Source organism: Caballeronia udeis, assembly GCF_044909315.1.
Classification (GTDB): Bacteria; Pseudomonadota; Gammaproteobacteria; order Burkholderiales; family Burkholderiaceae; genus Caballeronia; species Caballeronia udeis_A.
Genome location: NZ_JBIYEB010000025.1, coordinates 88,246 through 107,518, shown reverse-complemented (window position 1 = coordinate 107,518; position 19,273 = coordinate 88,246). Strand labels below are relative to the sequence as shown.

Annotated in this window: 15 protein-coding genes; 1 reads left to right on the top strand and 14 read right to left on the bottom strand. The window is 63.3% G+C overall.

The features are described from left to right. Positions 1-371: 371 nt before the first annotated feature. The gene (locus ABH944_RS32110; RefSeq protein ID WP_404611255.1) at positions 372-3,104 is read left to right on the top strand and encodes a winged helix-turn-helix domain-containing protein; all 2,733 of its coding nucleotides are present in this window, start codon (positions 372-374) and stop codon (positions 3,102-3,104) included. 16 nt (positions 3,105-3,120) lie between these two features. Here ABH944_RS32110 and ABH944_RS32105 read toward each other — a convergent pair whose 3' ends face one another. The 14 genes from ABH944_RS32105 to ABH944_RS32040 all read right to left on the bottom strand — a co-directional run bounded on the left by ABH944_RS32105 (position 3,121) and on the right by ABH944_RS32040 (position 19,270). Then, positions 3,121-4,410, bottom strand: a complete 1,290-nt coding sequence (locus tag ABH944_RS32105; RefSeq protein WP_404611256.1) for a DUF445 domain-containing protein — start codon at positions 4,408-4,410, stop codon at positions 3,121-3,123. After that, positions 4,407-5,240: a poly(3-hydroxyalkanoate) depolymerase gene (gene phaZ / locus ABH944_RS32100; protein ID WP_404611257.1), complete on the bottom strand. Its 834-nt coding sequence runs from the start codon at positions 5,238-5,240 to the stop codon at positions 4,407-4,409. Before phaZ ends, ABH944_RS32105 begins: the two co-directional genes overlap by 4 nt. A gap of 72 nt (positions 5,241-5,312) precedes the next feature. Beyond that, a complete protein-coding gene (locus tag ABH944_RS32095; RefSeq protein ID WP_404611330.1) occupies positions 5,313-5,735 on the bottom strand; it encodes a phasin family protein in 423 nt (140 codons plus the stop codon). A gap of 76 nt (positions 5,736-5,811) precedes the next feature. Next, complete coding sequence (locus tag ABH944_RS32090) at positions 5,812-7,518, bottom strand: alpha/beta fold hydrolase (protein WP_404611258.1); 1,707 nt, start codon at positions 7,516-7,518, stop codon at positions 5,812-5,814. Between the two features lie 52 nt (positions 7,519-7,570). Continuing rightward, positions 7,571-8,035 (bottom strand): MaoC family dehydratase, encoded by a 465-nt coding sequence (locus ABH944_RS32085; RefSeq protein ID WP_404611259.1) that lies wholly within the window; start codon positions 8,033-8,035, stop codon positions 7,571-7,573. Between the two features lie 22 nt (positions 8,036-8,057). Then, positions 8,058-9,701, bottom strand: a complete 1,644-nt coding sequence (locus tag ABH944_RS32080) for a fatty acid--CoA ligase (protein ID WP_404611260.1) — start codon at positions 9,699-9,701, stop codon at positions 8,058-8,060. A 387-nt stretch (positions 9,702-10,088) separates the two neighbouring features. Beyond that, a complete protein-coding gene (locus ABH944_RS32075; protein WP_404611261.1) occupies positions 10,089-11,105 on the bottom strand; it encodes a helix-turn-helix domain-containing protein in 1,017 nt (338 codons plus the stop codon). Between the two features lie 266 nt (positions 11,106-11,371). After that, complete coding sequence (locus ABH944_RS32070; protein WP_404611262.1) at positions 11,372-11,872, bottom strand: Ros/MucR family transcriptional regulator; 501 nt, start codon at positions 11,870-11,872, stop codon at positions 11,372-11,374. A 136-nt stretch (positions 11,873-12,008) separates the two neighbouring features. Continuing rightward, the gene (locus ABH944_RS32065) at positions 12,009-13,535 is read right to left on the bottom strand and encodes an MdtP family multidrug efflux transporter outer membrane subunit (protein ID WP_404611263.1); all 1,527 of its coding nucleotides are present in this window, start codon (positions 13,533-13,535) and stop codon (positions 12,009-12,011) included. A gap of 6 nt (positions 13,536-13,541) precedes the next feature. Beyond that, positions 13,542-15,704 carry an FUSC family protein gene (locus ABH944_RS32060; RefSeq protein WP_404611264.1) on the bottom strand — a complete coding sequence of 721 codons (2,163 nt, stop codon included), beginning with the start codon at positions 15,702-15,704 and terminating at the stop codon, positions 13,542-13,544. Then, positions 15,701-16,801 carry a multidrug transporter subunit MdtN gene (gene mdtN / locus ABH944_RS32055; RefSeq protein ID WP_404611265.1) on the bottom strand — a complete coding sequence of 367 codons (1,101 nt, stop codon included), beginning with the start codon at positions 16,799-16,801 and terminating at the stop codon, positions 15,701-15,703. Before mdtN ends, ABH944_RS32060 begins: the two co-directional genes overlap by 4 nt. A gap of 21 nt (positions 16,802-16,822) precedes the next feature. Then, entirely contained in the window at positions 16,823-17,101 is a 279-nt protein-coding gene (locus ABH944_RS32050) for a YtcA family lipoprotein (RefSeq protein ID WP_404611266.1), read from the bottom strand. A 42-nt stretch (positions 17,102-17,143) separates the two neighbouring features. Next, a complete protein-coding gene (gene poxB / locus ABH944_RS32045; protein ID WP_404611267.1) occupies positions 17,144-18,865 on the bottom strand; it encodes a ubiquinone-dependent pyruvate dehydrogenase in 1,722 nt (573 codons plus the stop codon). An 81-nt stretch (positions 18,866-18,946) separates the two neighbouring features. After that, complete coding sequence (locus ABH944_RS32040; protein ID WP_404659612.1) at positions 18,947-19,270, bottom strand: hypothetical protein; 324 nt, start codon at positions 19,268-19,270, stop codon at positions 18,947-18,949. Positions 19,271-19,273: the final 3 nt, after the last annotated feature.

The window sequence follows — 19,273 nt, the reverse complement described above, 5'->3', positions numbered from 1 at the left end:
AAGACTTCGCCACGCCGGCCGTCCAAACCAATCTCGTTGTGTTCGTGCGAGATACACGCCGCGGGTCCGGGCTTATGCACTGCACTACGATTCAATTGGGGTAGACATGTCTCCTCGCCCAAGGTGGTTGGGCGTATCATTTCTTCAGAAAACACCGTTTCAGCCAGCACCCGCCGAGAGACGATTTCCCAATGACCGGCCGGCGTGCCGCACCGTTGTCCGGCGCCGTTGTCCAGTTGCGGAACTTCGCGTCTCCCCCTGGAATGCATGGTGTCTGAATGCGGCGCCGCGCAAAATCCCCCTTACAGGGGAGCGCGCGTGCATGGACGGGGAATGGCAGTCAGGGTCAACCCGAACGCCTGGAGCAACTGATGCACGTGATGCAAGCGCCGCCGCCAAACAGGCCGCCTCTGTTCCTCGCAACAAAGGTCTTTCCGCCGCGCCTGCCCGTCGGGTTGATAGATCGACCGCGCCTCGTCGCGCTGGCCGGGAAGGCGGAGTACAAACGGCTTACCGTAATCAAGGCGCCGGCCGGTTTTGGCAAGACATCGCTTGCACTCACGTGGCTCGACGGGCTGAATCTGAGCGGCGCCTATGTCGCGTGGCTGTCGCTCGACACGGAGGACGACGAACCCGCGCGCTTCTTCCATCATCTGGCACAAGCATTGCGCAACGCCTGTGCGGCCGTCGGCGCCTCCGCGCTCAGCCTGACCACCGAGGCGTCGCTCGTGCCCGCGCACTCGGTCGTGTCGACGCTGATAAACGAACTCGTCGAAGTCGACGACGAGATCTATCTGTTCATCGACGACTATCATCTGATCAGCTTGCCCGCCATTCACGACGCCATGTCGTACTTCATCGTGAATGCGCCGTCGAACGTGCATGTCGTGGTCTGCACGCGTACCGATCCCCCACTGCCGATCGCCAACCTGAGAGCCAGGAACGAGCTGCTGGAAATCGACGCGCTGACACTTCGCTTCAACTTCGACGAAACCCGCAGCTTTGTCGAACACGAATGCCCAAGCGGACTGCGCGCGGCCAACGTCAAGTCGCTCTTCGCGAGCACCGAAGGCTGGGCCGCGGCGCTGCGAATCTCCGCCTCGGTGATATCGCGTGACGAATGCAAATCAGACTGGGATGTGAGTGCGCCGTCTGGTGCATCCCGGCCGTTCGCCGCGTACCTTGAAGACATGCTCAAGCGGTTGCCGGCCGACATGGTCGGGTTCATGTTGCGCACGTCGATACTCGAGCGGCTGACGGCGTCGCTATGCGAAGCGGTAACCGGTATTGCGGCGCAACAAGGCATGCTGGACACAATCTCCGCCCGCCAGTTGCTGCTCGAACCGCTCGATATGGAAGGACGCTGGTTCCGCTATCACCATCTGATGGGCGAGTACCTGCGCCGGCGGCTCGAGACCCGGCATCGCGATGAAGTAGCTGACCTGCATCGTCGTGCGTGCCAGTGGTACGCCAAAGAAGAGCAATGGACAGACGCGGTCAGGCACGCGATCGCCGCGGGCGATACACAAAATGCCGTCTCCCTGATGGCTCACTGCGCGATGGCGCTCGTCACGAAAGGCGACCTGCTCACGCTGCTCGGCTGGCAACGCCAATTCCCGGCGCATCTGATGCGCGGGCAGGTCAAGGTCACGCTCGCGATCGCTTGGGGGATGGCGCTTGCAATGCGTTTTGACGAAGCGCTCGCGATGCTCGATGAGATCGAGCGCGACGCGGACACCGGCTCGAGCGAGACCGCCGAAAACATCCGCTGGGAGTGCCAGGCAATCCGCTCGGTGGTGATCGCGCTACAGGACGACTCGGAGCGTGCGCTCGTGATCGCCCAGCGATGCCTCGACCGGCCGTCGACAGACAACTGGACCACCAACGTCGTCTCCAACGTCGTGCGCTTCGGGCACTGGAAAGCAGGCAACCTGAAAGCGCTCTACGCGACACCGTGGATCCCCGATTCGATCGAGGAAGACCAGCGCAATATGTTCGCTTCGGTGTACCGGCTATGCCTGCTTGGCCACGCGGAAATGCAGCAGATGCACTTCGGGCTCGCCGAGCGCTATTTCACCGAGTCGATGCAGCTCGCCGAGCGCCATTCCGGTCCGAAATCCATCTCGGCTGCGTTGTGCGCGCCCATGATTGCGCAGATCTGGTACGAGCAGGGACGGCTCGACGAGGCGGAAGCGTTACTGGTCGATCTCATGCCGATGATCGACCTGGCGGTCCTGCTCGACAGCACCTTGATCGCCTATCGTGTGCTCGTACGGATCGCTATCTCGCGGGCCGACGCCGGGCACGCTTATGCGTTGCTCGACCGGGCACAGGTTCTCGGTTATGCACGCCGCTGGGACCGGCTCATTGCGGGCGTCCTTGTTGAGCGCGCGCGGCTCTACCTTGCTGAAGGCAGGATCACGGAGGCGTCGGCATGTGTCGTGCAACTGGATCAAGTGGTGGGCTCCCGTTGCGCCGCGGAGGAAGCAGTCTCGCCGGAGATCGAAACTTACCGCGCGATCGCGGTGGCCTGGGTGGCGATGGCACAGGACCGGACAGAAGAAGCCCTCGGGTCATTGACATGCGCTTTGCGAAGCGTCGAAAGCCGGCACGGCGACTATCTCGCGCTGCGCTTGCGCACCGTGCTTGCGCTCGTCTGGTTGCGTGCGAACGAACAGGCTCGCGCCATCGAAATCTTTCGCGAAGTCCTGAACGCAAGTAGCGATATCTATCGCTCGATTCTCGACCAGGGGCCCGAAATCGGGCCGCTCCTGCGTGCGGTTCGCGATGACACGCGTTCCACCCCACAGACGAAGGAGAGCGTCGCTTATATCGATCGACTGCTGGACGGCTGGCGAGCGCTGTACGAGCCCGCCGCCGGCCCCAGGCGCGACCCGGAGCGCGAGCCGCTGAGCGCACGGGAGCGCGGCATCGTCGAGCTGATTGCCCAGGGCCAGTCGAACAAGGAGATCGCGCGCACCCTCGGGATCACGCCCGAAACCGTCAAGACCCACGTCAAGAACATCTTCGTGAAACTGGCCGTGGACAAGCGCGCGCACGCCGTTGCGCGCGCGCAAACACTGGGACTGGTCGCGGCCGGCTAGCGCACCTGTAACCGTGTCATCGCACGAGGACGAGTGTCGCGGCGTGAATCAGCACGCCGACCATGCCGCCCACGAAGGTGCCGTTGATCCGGACATACTGCAGGTCGCGGCCGATTTCCGCTTCAATCTTCCGGCTCACTTCATCTGCATTCCAGCCTTTTACGACCTCGGTGATCAGCAGGGAGAGCTGGCGCCCATAGCGCACGACGAGTTCGCGCACGAGCGTGAGCCACCACGCGTTCAGCTTGTGTCGAATCGCAGGCTCACGGCTGATCCGCTTGCCGAGTGAGGCCAGCATGCTCGTCAGCGCATCGCGCAGAGCTGATTGCTCGTGACCGAGATCGGCGGCCACACGCATGCGCAAGCGCTCAAGCAGCACACGGTAGTAGTCCGCATGCCTGAAAAAACGGATGCAGTCGCGCATCAACGACCTGCCGAAACGGCGATGCACTGCTGACGTCTGCAATCGCACAATCAGCGCCTGCAAGCTCTCATCGAACTGATGGCGAAGCTCATGGTTGGGATTCGCCGCCACTTCATGGAGGAGCGCAATGATCCCCTCAATGAATTTCCTGACGATATAGTCGTCCAACTGCGCGGGCGTGTACCTCGAGGTTTCGCTGAATTTCGCCTTGATCATTTCGACGTTCGCCGCCAGCCACTTCTCCAGCGCCTCAAGTCCGTGAACCAGCCACGGCCGATGCCGCTCACTTTCAGTCAGCACTTTGAGGACATCGCCGGCTACGCGGGACACATCGAGCGTACGCAACTGCGGTATCACCAGACGATCGAAAAACCACTGCGCGTCGGCTTCCTCCATGCGGTCAAGTAATCCGGCAACGGCGTGAGCAACGACATCGGCGACCCCGCGGCTGTTCGCCGGCTGCGCCAGCCATCGGGCAAGCGCGTGTGCGGTATCGTGGCCGCTCAACCTGTCCGCGATGAGATCCGGCGTCAGAAAATTTTCCTCCACGAAGGTGCCGAGGCTCTCGGCAATGCGCTGCTGATTTTGCGGAATGATCGCCGTATGCGGCATCCGCAGGCCCCAAGGATGACGGAATAACGCAACGACCGCGTACCAGTCCGCGATCGCCCCGGCCGTGCCGGCCTCCGCAAACGCCCGCGGCCACGCAAGCCATGAATGGTCGGGCTGCCAGGCGACACACACGAGCAACAACGCAATCATGCAGGCGAGCAGGCACGTCGCCGTTCGCCGCATGCGCTTCAGGCCTCTTGCCGTGTGATCCTCGCGTGCATGGACGGTAGCCCGCCGCGCGCCGTCGCTGTCGTCCGCGAAGCAACTCAACTCGCCTCCTGCCTGAGAAACCTGCGCACCACGGGCGCGACTTCACTCGCGCGCGAGATGAGAAACAGATGGCCGTCATCGATCACATAAAGCGTCGCATCGCGGATACGGGCGGCGAGAATCTTCGCGTTGGTCAGCGGCACGATAGGGTCGTCATTGCCGTGCATGACCAGCGTCGTCTGACGCAACGCGCCGAGCCACGGCAGGCTGCTCCAGCCTGTAACAGCCAGCAGTTGATAAAGGTAGCCGCGGCCGCGCGGCGGCTGAATGTGCTGGCTGTGCGCCTTCAGCAACGATGGATCGCGCCGGTAAGCGCCCCCGTAGATGTCCGCGCCGACCTCTTGCAGGTAGGCGGGATCGGTGTAGCGGCGCGGACCGATCAGCTTTGACAATACCGACAGTTTGCCCGGCACCATGATGACGCCGGGAGAGGTTGCCGCAAGAATCAGCCTGCGGCAGCGCTCCGGATACAGATGCGCGAACTGCTGCGCCAGCGCGCCGCCCCACGACACGCCAAGCACATCGACGGCCCCGTCAAGGCCCAACCGCGTCAACAGCTTGTCGGCCAGCACGGACAACGTCGAGAAGCGATACGGCACGACCGGTGCAGGCGAGCCGCCGACGCCGGGGATGTCGAAGATGATGACACTCACGTCTTCGAGCGCCGTGACGAAGGGTTCCACCAGTTCGAGGTTGGCGCCGATGCCGTTGAATATGAGCAGCGGCGGCGACGCGTCACTGCCACGGCACGTTGCGACACGCAGTGTCTGACCGTCCAGATCGATCGTCTGGATTTGCATGCTGCAAAGAGACTCGGGGTTCGTGTTCATTTCTTGTTTCCGGATCATCTTCTGGACGGTAATCGTTCGACGTGTCGGCGTGCCGCACGGGCCCGCGTCCCATTACTTCTTCGGCTGAAGAAGCGTCTTCAGTTCCTCGACATGCTCGGCGACGCGCTTGGTGACCACCGCGACGCTGTCCGACTGAGCACGGTATGCGGTGCCCGCGAGTTCCTGCATGTCCGCGAGCGCCTTGCGCAGTGCCTGCTGCACCACTTCGCCCGTGTTGGCGGCGGGCTGGCCTCCCGACTGGGCGGCGCGGGCCGCGAACGACTGCAATTCGGTCAGCGTCGTGCGGAGGATCTCCGACTGCTTCTGAGCTAGCGACTGCACACCAGCAAGCGCGGTCGTGTTGGCTTCAGCTATTGCCTCGATGTCCTTGCGGCGCGACTCGAGGATCGCGCTGACGTCCATGCCGGGCAGCTTGAACTGTCCAATGACCTTCTTGTACTCGTCGAAAATGCTATTCGGATTGGTTGAATCCATCATCAATACTCCAATGAAACTACATTGAGAAAAATGTTGGCCGCCGTGCGGTCAACGAATGTGCCGGTGCGTGTGCCTATGCTTGCAGGACATACGTTCCCGGCGCCTTCACTCCCGCGGGGTGCCGCTTGTTGCCGAGCGTCTTCGGTGCGGGCCGCTGCTCGCCGGAATGGTTGGCGAGCCACGTACGCCAGTCGACCCACCACGAGTCCTTTTCAGTCTGGGCATTGGCGAGCCATGCGTCGGCATTGCCGCCCAGATCCGGATTGAGGAAGAACTTCGACTTCGGATTACCCAGCGGGTTGATCAGGCTCTGGATATGGCCGCTCGAACTCAGCACGAAGCGCGTGTCGCCGCCGAATGTGCGCGCTGTGTTGTACACGCCCTTCCATGGCGTGATGTGATCGGTCATGCCGGCTACGACGTATTTGTCGCAGGTTACTTCGGACAGGTCGATGGGTGTACCCAGGACCGTCAGCGCGCGAGGCTTGCTGAACAGATTGCCCGTGAAGATGTCGAGCAGTTGCCCATGCATCGCCGCGGGCAGCCGGGTTGCGTCATTGTTCCAATAGAGGATGTCGAAAGCGGGCGGCGTTTTACCGAGCAGATAGTTGTTGACCCAGTAGTTCCAGACGAGATCGTTGGGTCTCATCCACGCGAACACGCGGCCCATTTCTTCACCGGCGAGCACGCCCTTCGAAGTGCTGTTCTGCTTTGCGGCCGCGATGGCTTCCGGGGTTGCAAAGAGCCCGAGCTGCGAGTCAGCCGTGTTGTCCAGCACGGCGACCATCAGCGTGGCGGCATTGACGCTCTTGTCACCCTTGCTTGCCAGGTGGCCGAGAAGCGCCGAAATCGTCATCGCGCCCGAGCAGGCACCGTGCAGGTTGACGTCGTCGCTGCCGGTGATGTCGCGCACCGCCGCGATCGCTTCAAGGAGCGCGGCCACATAGGTATCGAGGCCCCAGTGACTCTGGGCAGCGGTCGGATTGCGCCAGCTCACCACGAACACCTGGAACTCGCTCTTCACGAGATAGTCGACAATGCTCTTGCCTTCGGACAGGTCGAAGACGTAGAACTTGTTGATCTGGGGGGGCACGATCAGTTGCGGCCGGGCATGCACATTTTCCGTTGCCGGCGTGTACTGGATCAGCTCGAGCACGTCGTTGCGAAAGACCACCGCGCCCGCCGACGTGGCGAGATTTCCGCCTACCTTGAACGCAGACCTGTCGACTTGCGCGGGCATCCCCTGGTTCTGCAGCATGTCCGTCATCAGGTTCCTGATGCCGTCCAGCAGGCTGGCGCCGCCCGAATCGATGACTTTCTTGAGTGCGGCCGGATTGCCCAGCAACGTGTTTGTTGGCGACAGCGCATCGGTGAACAGCGACAGCACGAACTGCGCGCGTTCCTTGCTCTTCTGATCGAGCGCGGAGCGATCGACAAACCCGGTCAGCGCGTTGCGCCACGCCACATAACCTTGCAGCGCCATGCGGTAAAGCGAATTGCTCTGCCATGCAGGGTCGGTGAAGCGCTTGTCGCCCTGAGCCGGCGTGGAGTTCGCACTACCGCCAAGCACCGCCATCAGATCCCGCGCCAGCGCCGCCTCCTGCTCAAGGAGCAAGGTCGGTTGCCGCAGCGCCTGGGCGCCGATCTGCTGCGCGGTTGCCATGATGTCTTGTGGCCGCAATCCCACGAACGGATTCGGTCCGAGTATGCCTTCCGCGGCGGACGCCGCGAGGTCGTTCGGCTGCTCGCTTTGTGCTGTGCTTTCATTTTTTGCCACCATCGTGCTGCTCCTCAAACATCTCCATGCGCTTCGCCAATACAGTGGCTTGCGCTTACACGACCAGCATCGCCAATGTTTCGGCAATGAGCGCCGGCTTCTCCTCGCCCTCGACCTGCAGTTCGTTGATCGTCTTGACGACGATCCGGCCACCGCCCTTCTTTTCCACCGACGTCAGCGTCACGCGACTTCTCACCCGCGCTCCCGCTTTCACCGGCGTCATGAAGCGCACCTTGTCCAGCCCATAGTTCAGCCCCGCCGATGCGTCCTCGGGAATGACTCCAATCTCCATCGCGAGCGACGCCAGTAGTGACAGCGTCAGATAGCCATGCGCGATCGTGCCGCCGAACGGACTCTCGCGTTTCGCCAGTTCCTCGTTCACGTGAATCCATTGCTTGTCGCCCGTACACTCGGCGAACGCATTGATACGGGCCTGGTCGACGACAACCCAGTCCGATACCCCCAGTTCGCGACCAACGAAATCGTCGATGCTGGTGACGTTGTATCCCTTGATGCTCATCGTATTTGCTCCTTGTGACGGGTCAGGCGAACTGCTCGCGCAGCCACTTCTTGTTGATCTTGCCGACACTCGTCTTTCCCAGCGCATCGACGAACTTCACGATCTGCGGCACCGCGTATTTCGATATTTTTCCGGATGTGCTGAACGACAATACGTGCTGCTTGATGTCGTCCTCCGTGACTGCCGCTCCCTCCTTGAGCACGACCAGCGCCACCGGCCGCTCCCCCCACTTCTCATCCTTGATACCGATCACCGCCACTTCAGAAACGCCCTCGTATTGCGAGATCAGGCTTTCTATCTCGAGCGATGAAATCCACTCGCCGCCGGACTTGATCACGTCCTTGAGACGGTCGGTGATTTGCACATTGCCTGTCGGATCGATATTCGCGATGTCCTGCGTATGGAGATAGCCGCCGGCCCAGAGCTGCCTTGAAGCCTCGGGATTGTTCAGATAGCCTTGCGTGAGCCACGGTGCGCGCGCGACGATCTCGCCGGTGGCTTTGCCATCGCGGGCGAGTGGATCCATGTTGTCGTCGACCACACGCAGGTCAACGAGAGGAACAGGGAGTCCGGTCTTGCAGCGCAGGCGAAGCTGCTCGTCGGCGTCGAGCTTTTCAGCGCCGGGCGGAAGTTGCGCGAGACTGAGCACGGGGCACGTTTCCGACATCCCGTAACCGACGAACACGTCGATGCCCCGATCCAGCGCCGCTTGGGCGAGGCCTTGCGGCAACGCACCGCCGCCAATGATGATCTTCCACTTGCTCATGTCCGTGGCTTTCCCCTCCTCGCACGCGAGCAGCATGTGCAGGATCGTGCCGACACAATGCGAAAACGTGACGCCCTCTTCGCGCACGAGCCGTGCGAGCCGGTCCGGCAAATAGCGCCCGGGATAGACCTGCTTCACACCCAGAACCGTGGCGATATACGGCATGCCCCAGGCGTGGACGTGAAACATCGGGGTGAGCGGCATGTACACGTCGCCACGATGGAAACGCTGTCCCGAGACGGGGCTCGCCAATGCCGCCATCAGCGTGATGGTGTGCAGAACCAGTTGCCGATGCGAGAAGTACACCCCCTTGGGCAGACCGGTGGTTCCCGTCGTGTAGAACGTGGTCGCGCGGGTGTTCTCGTCGAAGTCGGGGAAGTCGTAGCTCGTTGCGCTCGCCGAGAGCATCGCCTCGTATTCCGTGGCAAACGCAATGGTGTGCGCACACGCTTCACTGCCCGGCTCGTCGATCCACACGAATGTGCGGACCGTTTCAAGCTGATCCTTGATCGCTTCGACCACAGGCAGGAAATCAGTGTGGACAAACAGCACTTCTGCGCCGGCGTGGTTGATCGTGTAGGCGATCTCCGCGTCTGACAACCTCACGTTGACCGTCTGAAGCACGGCACCCATCATCGGGACTGCAAAGTATGACTCCAGATAGCGGTGGCTGTCCCAGTCCATTACCGCCACGGTGCTGCCATGCCGCACGCCGAGCCGGTTGAGTCCATTAGCGAGCCGAGCGATGCGTTCCCTCAGCGTGGTATAGGTCATCCGCAACTCGCCGCGGTACACGATTTCCTGGTCCGGCGCCTGAACAAACGATGTATGCAGCAATTGCTTGATCAACAGCGGATAGGCATAGGGGGATGACGTGGAGTCCTGCACAGCGTCCTGCATCTACATCTCCTGAAGTCGAGAAATGGATCGGGTTGACACAACTGACGCAAGTCCGTCGGTGCGTATCGCGCACGGTGACATCCCGGTTGATGCCATCATCGAATTATTCGCAGGCAGGAGACATCCCCCGAAAAGGGGAGATTCAAGGGGAGGCAGGAAGATCGGGGAAGTTTTGACGGATCGCGCGCAAAGCGACGGGAGTGGTCGGCGCGAGAAGGATCTCCCACGCAGTGACGAGCGAGACATTATCGGCCGATAGCCGGCGATTCTCACCGTTCACTGGCACCGCGGTCATACGGAAAGGAAATCGCGTCGACTGGAGCCTGTTGTGAACCGCAGGCCCGAAGTTCGTCACGTCGGCCGTGCTGATTTCACCGGTAAGACGATTCACTTATTTTGTTTCAATTCCTTACTACCAGATATCACGACTGGCCCCTCGCCGCGCATACGGGTCCGCCAGCTGTTGGGCGACTCACCGACCATCCGCCCGAAGACGGTCGTAAAGTGCGCATGCGACCCGAAGCCACAACTGACCGCAACGTCGAGGACGCTGAGTGCCGTCGAGCGCAGCAGCATCTGGGCATGCTCGATCCTGCGCCGCAGGAGGTACGCGTGCGGCGAATAACCGGTCGTCGAGCGGAACTGCGCGGCGAAATGCATGCGAGTGAGGCCGGCGCTGGCGGCGACATCGGCAAGTCCGATCGGCTGCGCCAGATTCGCTTCGATGAAATCGAGCGCACGCCGCAGACGCCACTTCGGCAGCGGCGACGCACGTCGCGCAGCGCCTGGCGTGAGTTCGGCATCCGGCGTGAGCAGGCGCGTGATGATTGCGTCGCAGATGCTGTCCGCGTAGAGCCGGCCCGACGCGTCGGCGACCGGATTGACTTCCTCGAGCGCGGTCGCGAGCCGCTCGACCGCGACGTCGCGAAAAATGCTTGGGTTCTGGATCGACCGGAGCGGCTCCTGAAGCCCACCCTCGGCCTCCTCGTAGCGTTTCGACAGCAGATTCGGCTCGATGAAAAGATGCATGACGCGGCACGACGTGGAATACGACGCACTGACGCTTTCGCCGGGTGTCGTGATCTGGATCGAGCCCGGCATCACGGGGCCATCCCAGATCACGTTGCCACCGTGCTGGAAGCGCACCGTGGCCGGCGTCAGACTGATACCGACAATGCAAAAGCGGTCGTCGCAGCGGCTCGACACCTTGAGCGCTTCGCCGGGCTCCCGGGCCCAACGCGCTACGGCGATCCGGTCGCTGGTAACGCTGCCGGCCGCGGATGGCGGCGGGCAGCGCCAGTCTTGCTCGATCAGCACGACCGGATGATTGGCCGTGGTCCTGCTATCGGCGGCGAAACCTGCTGCCTCGTTGGCGAGCGCAGCATTTGATGCCCGCGTAGTCATGTGCGCCTCCTGTCGGCCGGAGTTAGCGCTTTAGCGCCCACTCCGGTCCCATGCAGAGCTGTCGGCCGGAGTTAGCGCTTTAGCGCCTACTCCGGCCCCGTGCCCGATGGTTGCTGTCGATACCGGCGACGTGCCCGCGTCCCAAATCAGACGGCTTCCGGGGGCGGATGTCGACAGCCCTCATGTTGCTCAGTCCGGCGACGACGCGACATCCCCTCTTCGGGGGAACGCGAGCGCAAAGGGTGCGGCGTCCCCCGTTCGCGGGTTCAACTCGGGTTGCCGCGCCGGGGCTTGATTGCGCCCGCGGGATGGCGCTTCGCGATCGCCGAGCGCAGCGCGGAATAGGCCGGTGCGACCATCGGGTAGTCGGCGGGCAGGCCCCACTTCGCGCGATATTCGTCAGGGGTTATCGCAAAGTGGCGCTGCAAGTAGCGCTTGAGCGACTTCAGCTTGTGTCCGTCCTCCAGGCAGACGAGGTAATCGTCGTGCACTGATTCCTCTATTGGCACCGCGGCCCGCTGCAGCGCAGCCGGTGCCGAGCCCGTACGCAATGCGGCCAGCGCGGCGTAGGTGCTTGATATGAACGCCGGCAGATCGGCGGCCGGCAATGGATTGCACGACACGAAGCTCGCCACGATCTCGGCAGTGAGCTCGATCAGATCGATGTCCTCCGTCTCACCCTGCGTCGACGGATCAACGGTTCCGGGTGGAACAGCGACACTGCCCGAAGTGGAGTGTGGATTCCCCAAAACATCACGAGTCTTCATGACCAGGCTCCCTGACAGGCGGGTCATTCGGTTACGTTAGGATTGCCCGGGCATCGCGATCAATCCCCCGAACGGGGGACGTCACTCCTGCACGGTCGACCGGCAGCAGCAACGAACCCGGCGCGCTCACCCATGTCTAATGCGCCTTCGTGCTGGCGAGGTCGCCCGGCAGGTCGTCGCTGCGATAGCCGCCGCCAAGCGCGCGGGTCAGCACGATGCCCGCCTCGATCTCGTCGCCGGTAAGCCGCACGAGCTCAATGCGCCCCTGGATTACCGGCGCCTTCGCCTGGATCGCGCTCGTCCTGTCGCCAAGGCCGGTCTGGTAGCTCGCCTCGGCGCTGTCGCTCGCGAAGCGCAACGCGTCGATCCGTTCATGCTGCAGATGGACGCGATGATCGATGTCATCAATCTCGCTGCCGCTTTGCGCGACGTCGCGCACCGCGTCGAGCACCGCCTGGTCGTACTGCTCGATCAGCGTGTTGCTGGCCGTGCGTGCGCCGTGCAGGTTCGCGTTCAGGCGGCCGCCATCGAAGATCGGCAAGGTAAGGCCGGGAATGAGGTTGATCTGCTGGCTCGAATGCATGAACAGGTCGCGCATTCGCAGCGCATTGAAACCGAAGAACGCGGTGATATCGAAGCTCGGGTAGAACGCCGCTTTCGCTGAATCGATCTTGTCGAACGACGCCTGTACCAGCCAGCGCATCGCCTGCAGATCCGGGCGCCGCGCGAGCAGTTCATACGACAGCGTCGAAGGCAGCGAAACCGACGGCGCCGGCAGCGGCACCGGCGCGATCGCCGGCAGGTCGTCGGGACCGGCACCCGCCAGCGCGCGCAGCGCCTCGCGCGCGTGCACGACCTGCTCCTCGCTCGACGCGATCTGCTGGTCGATCGCGAGCAGCTGTGCGCGTGCGTCGGCGCTCTGGGTCAGCGCTTCGAGACCGCGTTCGTGCCGCGCCGATCGCGTGTCGAACTCGAACGCGCGCACTTCGCGAAGCTGACGCAACAGATCGAGACTCGCGTAGGTGATCTGGATGCTGTAGTAGAGCTGCGCAACGCCTGCCGAAAGCTCGAGCTCGGCCTGCGCCGCCTCCGCGCGCCGCGCGTTCTGCTCGCCGATCGCTGCGCGCACGAGGTCCCGCTGTTTGCCCCAGATGTCGATGTCGTAATGAGCGTCGACACCAACCAGCCCGGTCCAATACCAAGGTCCATACGCGCCGATCGCCGGATCATGCGACGCATACGCGCTGAGGAAACCGTGCCCCGAGACATGCTCGCGATCTGTTTCGGCAAGCGCGGACATCTGCAGACCGGACGCCGCGCGGATCAGCTCGACCTGCGCGTTGGCCTGCGAGACGTGCTCGCGCGCAATGGCGAGCGTCGGCGCACGGGCGAGCGCGAGGTCGACGAGCGTATTGAGTTGCGGATCGTGATACTGCTCCCACCAGCGCGCCGACGGCCAGCCTTCGTTCGCGAGATGAATGTCGTCGGCGAGGCGGATCTGCTGCGGCGTGATCATCGCGGCGGGCGGACTGTCGTGATGAATGATCGCGCACGAGGCAAGCAACGGCAGCACGAGAGAAGCGCGCCAGTGGTCGGCCAGTATTGTGACCAGTACATACGGTAAGCGCGGAAGGCGGCGCAGGAGTCGGGCGAAGCGCGTCATTGCAGATCACCCCGCACTCGCGAATTCGCCGGACGCGCGTTCATCCGCCGACCAGCGTGGCAACCCGGCGAGCGCCGCATCGATCTGTTGCGCGAGCCGTTCCAACGCACTTGCGCCCGCCGGCGCGGCGCGCAGTGCACCTGGGTCGACCGGTGCAGGCGTCATCGCGCCCGGTGGCTCGGCCTCAAGCTGTGACGCGTATCGCTCAAGGGCATCCGCGACATCCGACTGAAACTTCGCTGCGCCCTCCATCGACGCTCCTGCCAACGCGCCGATCATTGCCTCGTGGTGAAACGCTTCGATCGCGATGAGCATCGCACGGCTCTGCGCGAGCACCGTCTGCGACAGCAGCGTAATGCGCGCCGTCTCGCCCTCGCGCCAGTCGGGTTCGAGCGCGACGCGCGCCAACACCATCTCGCAGTCCGCGATCATGGCCCACGTTGCGACCACCTCGGGCGAATCCGTCGCGCGCGGGCCGGTGAACATAGCGTTCGCCTCGAGGCGCACCAGCGCCGCGATCTTGCGCAATACCGAGGCCAGTTGTGCACGCAGCGTATCGGCTTCGCCTTCCGGCCACAGCGACATCTGGATGAAGGTTGCCACACCGACGCCTAGCAGAATGCCGACGATCCGGTCGCGGATTTCGGTGAGATCGGACGGCGGCGAGAACGATTCGAGCAACGCCAGCGCAAACGTAAACATGATCTGGATGCCGGCATAGCTGCTCCGCTCGGAACCGGCCGACACCCAGGCGCCGAGCGCAATCACGGGCAGGCTCATCAATAGCAGCCCCGTCACGCTCTCCAGTTGCGGAATCACGAACGCAACCATGAACAGCGCCAGCGCGCTGCCGATCGATGCGCCGCTGATCCGCAGCACGCCTTGACGGCTTGACGCACCAAGGTTCGGCAGCGCGACCACGAGACATGTCAGCATGATCGTGTGGATGCCCGGCCAGTTCACCGCGTTGTAGAACACGTAGCAAATCAACACCGAGAACAGCGTACGCAGCGAGAAACGCGCGTAGCGCGGATTCGCGAAGATGTCCGGTTCGGGCAGCGCGGAGCTCGCCGCCGCCGGTTTTTCCGCCGCTTTCATCGCGGCGCTGCCGGCGGCGGCATCGTCCGGCGGCGTTGGCGCGACGGCGTTCCGCGTGGCATCGGAGAACGCGATGAGCGCGCGCTGCATAGCGTCGAGCGCCGGTATAGAGGTCGACACCGGCACCTGGCGCGATGCGCTCCAGTGTAGCCATCGCGCGTCCTCGCCAATCGCGTGGTCGAGCGACACGAGTTCGTCCTGCACCGCGCGGATGGCATCGATCTGCCCGGCGCCGTGCGTGACGGCATGGGCATGGTCAGGCAGCACCGCCGCGGCCTCGAAGATGCGCGATACCACGGCCACGCAGGCCAACCACGCCGCCGCATCTTCCGGGCTGTAGTGGTGACGCATGGTCGAGAAGCGCAAGAGCTTCTGCAACGCCAGTGCGCCGCGCTCGAGATCGAGCGCGGCGATCCGCACGGCGGGCTCATGCGCGTCGATCACGGCAGCGAGCCGCGCATGGGCCGTCGCGAGCTGCCTTTGCATCGCGGCACGCAATTGCCGCTCCGGCTCGGCCGGCAGAAACAGCGTGTTGATGATCAGCGACAGGACAACTGAGTAGTTGACCGCTACCCACACCCACAGACAGTCACGCACCAGCGCTTCCGCGTTGTCGGTCAGGTCGGCAAAGGTCTGCGCGTAAATCACGATCAGCGAGACGAGAAAGAACACCAGCCCCAACTTCGCCACGGCCCGCATCAAATAGGCGCTGCAAAAAAAGATGGCGCTCGCAATAATGATGCGCAGCAACGGATAGTCGAACGTCAGCTTGTAGATGCCGATAATGCAAGCGATCGCGCAGGTCGTGCCGATCACGATACTCAATGCGACCACGCGGGTCAGGACAATGTTCGACTGCGTGACGAAGAACACCGCGATGAGCGACAACGCCAGCTCGGGCACCTGCAAGGTCATCGACGCGACAATCACGATCGCGCAGCCCAGCACGCAGCGCATGGTCACGTTGGCGCGCCCTGGAAACGCGGCAAGCTCGGAGCGCAAGAAGACTGCGAGCAGCTCGAGCGGCCGCGGCCATGCGAGACGGCGCCCGACGCCGTCGAGCCCGCTCATGACGGCGCTCCATTGGGCGTGGCGTGGTTGTTGCGATTGTCGCTATCCTCGCGACGTTCAGGCTGCAGCACGGCAACGGCGGATGTGCCGATGCGGAACATCCGCGGATCGGGATGATCGATCAGTATCTTCACCGGAAAGCGCTGCGCGACGTGCACCCAGTTAATGCTGCGCTGGATGTTCGGCAGACCGTTTGCAGTACCGCCGCCGTCCTGCGGATCGACGCCGAAGCCGATCGAGTCGACTGAACCGCTGAAACGAATGCGGGTATTGCTCATCAGGTACACGGTCGCTCGGGTGCCGGGCCGGATGTTGCCGAGCTCGTTCTCGCGGAAATTGGCGACCACGTACCAGTGCCGCGTATCGATGAGCGTGAAGACGGGTTTTTGCGCGGACACTAATTGCCCGATAGAAGTGCGCAGCTCGACAACCCGGCCATCGAACGGTGCACGCACGGTCGCGTATTCGAGATTGAGTTGCGCCGTCGCGATTTCGGCCGTCAGCACTCCGCGTTGCGCGACGAGTGCGGCGACGCTGCTGACCGCCGCCTGTGCCTCGCGGGCCTGCGCTTGCGCGGCCGCAAGCTCGGCCAGTGCCGAGCGTTGCGTGCTACGCGCGCGCTCCAGTTCGTCGGCGGAGATGTAGCCCTTCCCGATCAACGGCTCCATTCTCGCCAGCGTGTCCCCCGCCTGCCTCGCGGCGGTCTGCGCGCGCACGACCGCGGACTTTGCCGCGTCGGCGCTGAAGCCTTGCGCATTGACAGTGCGCTGGGTCAGCGGAATCTGCGCATCGAGTTGCGCTAGCGCCGCCTGCGCACGCTGCAAGGCGAACTGGTACGGCCGTGGGTCGATCTCGAACAGCAGATCGCCCTGCTTCACCGCCTGATTGTTGCGCACTGCGAGCGTCACGATCTTGCCGCTGACTTCGGGCGAGACGCCGATCGTGTCGGCGTACGCATACGCGTCGTCGGTACGCGGCACGGTATCCACGCGCCAGATCACGGCGATGAGCGCGATCACGGCCAGCACGATCAGCAGCATGGCGGGCCAGGTTCGCGGACGCTGCTTTCCTGCATCCGTGCTGTGGGCAGCGGTCATGGTGGGACGGTCAGTTAGAGACTAAAGGTTAAAGCCAACGACCCAGAGCGCGATCGCAAACAACACGGTCAGCGCCGGGTAGACGATCGCGGGCGGCGTGAGCCAAGCGCCGCGCCTGCTGCGCGACAGCAGCACGTGCACGCATGCGACCAGCAGCACAGCGCCCGCGATGCAAAACAGCCAGTCTGGAAAATACGCGCCCAGCACGCCGACCGATGGTGCGTCGCTACAGGCAGTCAGCGTCGTGCACGACATCACGATCGCCCACGCATGGCGCGCAGGGCGCAAACCACTCGACATCGCCATATCCCCCTGAAGGCCCAAGCAATGAAGCTATACAGTTCAGCGCGTCAGGTTCACTTTCGCGAGATCGATCAACTCGCCGCCGCGGCCGTCCATCACCGCCTTCATCATGAAGAGGCCGAAATGCCAGGCTTCATCGATGGTGGTCTTCGGCGGCATGATCAGTTCCTGACGCGCGCTGACAACATCGACAAGCGCGGGCCCGTCGTGTGCGAGCGCTGCCGTGAGTGCGCCTTCGAGTTCCTGCGGTTTTTCGACGCGGATGCCCTTCACCCCCACCGCTTCAGCCATGCGCGCGAAGTTCGGATTGACGAGTTCGGTGCCGGTGTCGACGAATCCAGACGCACGCATTTCGATTTCCACAAATCCCAGCGTGCCGTTGTTCAGCACAACTACCTTCACCGGCAATCCCGCCTGAACCAGCGTGATGAAGTCGCCCATCATCATGGTGAAGCCGCCGTCACCGGACATCGAGATCACCTGGCGGCCGGGATACGCAGCCTGTGCGCCGATTGCATGCAGCATCGCGTTCGCCATCGAACCGTGATTGAACGAACCGACCAGCCGGCGCCGGCCGTTCAGCTTCAGATAGCGCGCCGTCCATGCGATCGGTGTGCCGACGTCGCAGGTGAAGATCGCGTCGTCGTCCGCGAGCTGGCTCACGAGCCGCGTCACATACTGCGGATGGATCGTGGTGCTCGACGGATTGCTCTCGGCAAGCGCGTCGAGATCCTTGCGTGCTTTCCGATAGTGATCGAGCGCACTGTCAAGATGCAACGAATCGGTCTTTTCCTTGAGGAGAGGCAGCAACGCGGCGAGCGTGTCCTTGACCGTGCCGAGCAGGCCAAGATCGAGCGAACAGCGGTTGCCGAGCGCTTCGGGACGCACGTCGATCTGCGCGATCTTTGCGTCTTCCGGATAGAACTGCCGGTAGGGAAAGTCAGTGCCGAGGAGCAGCAACATGTCGCACGCCTTCATCGCGGCGTAGCCCGACGCGAACCCCACCATGCCCGTCATGCCGACGTCGTACGGGTTATCGTGCTCGATGGACTCCTTGCCGCGGAGCGAGTGCACGACAGGCGCCTTGAGGCGCTTCGCGAGCTCGACCACTTCGTCGTGCGCGCCTGCGCAGCCGGCGCCACACATCAGCGTCACGCGCGATGCCGCGTGCAGCATATCGGCCAGGCGCGCGATCTCGCCGTCGGCCGGACGCAGCACGGGCGGTGTCGATGGTATGAGCCAGGGCGCAACCTCGGCAGTCGTCGCCGACAACGCGATGTCACCCGGAATCACGACGACCGCCACGCCGCGCCGTCCGACCGCGACCCGCATCGCGCGGGTCAGGATCTGCGGCAACTGGCCAACGTTCGACACGAGCTCCACGTAGTGGCTGCACTCCTTGAACAGGCTTTCCGGATGCGTCGCCTGGAAGTAGTCGATGCCGATCTCCGAGCTGGGAATGTGCGCGGCTATCGCGAGCACAGGCACACCGCTGCGATGGCAGTCGAACAGCCCGTTGATCAGGTGCAGGTTGCCCGGTCCGCAGCTGCCGGCGCACACGGCCAGCTGCCCGGTGAGATGCGCTTCAGCGCCGGCCGCGAAGGCAGCGCCTTCCTCGTGCCGCACGTGGATCCAGTCGATCTCGCCGGAACGCCTGAGCGAGTCGGTGATGCCGTTCAGCGAGTCGCCGACGACGCCGTAAATGCGCTTCACGCCGGCTTGCGTCAGAGCATCGACCAGATAGTCCGCTGCAGTGGTCATGATGCCTCCCGGATGTGCAGCGAACGTGAGTGAGCTTGGGGGTTGTTCAAGATGCGCCTCCTGTGGTTTCGCGCCATGCTCTCAGCCCGCGTGGCGTTGCGTCAGGTCCTCGAGCAGTTGCAGGTCCGTGACCGTGTACGAGATGCCCATGCGAAAGTCCGCGCCATTGCGCACCGGCGCGAGCGCCGACAGTTCGTTGATCGCAGAGTCGGGAAACGTCACCGTGCCTTCGCCGGTCCAGGCGTCGACCACCTTGAGGTCATCGGTGATCGAGAGCACCAGTTCGTTGATCGCAGGCTGGCCGTCATCCTCGGTTTGCCTGCGATCATGGTGTCGCGGCTCGTCTGCGCGCGCTTTAGGATTCGCACGATTACAAATTGGAATCGCGGGTATGAAGCCATCCATCAC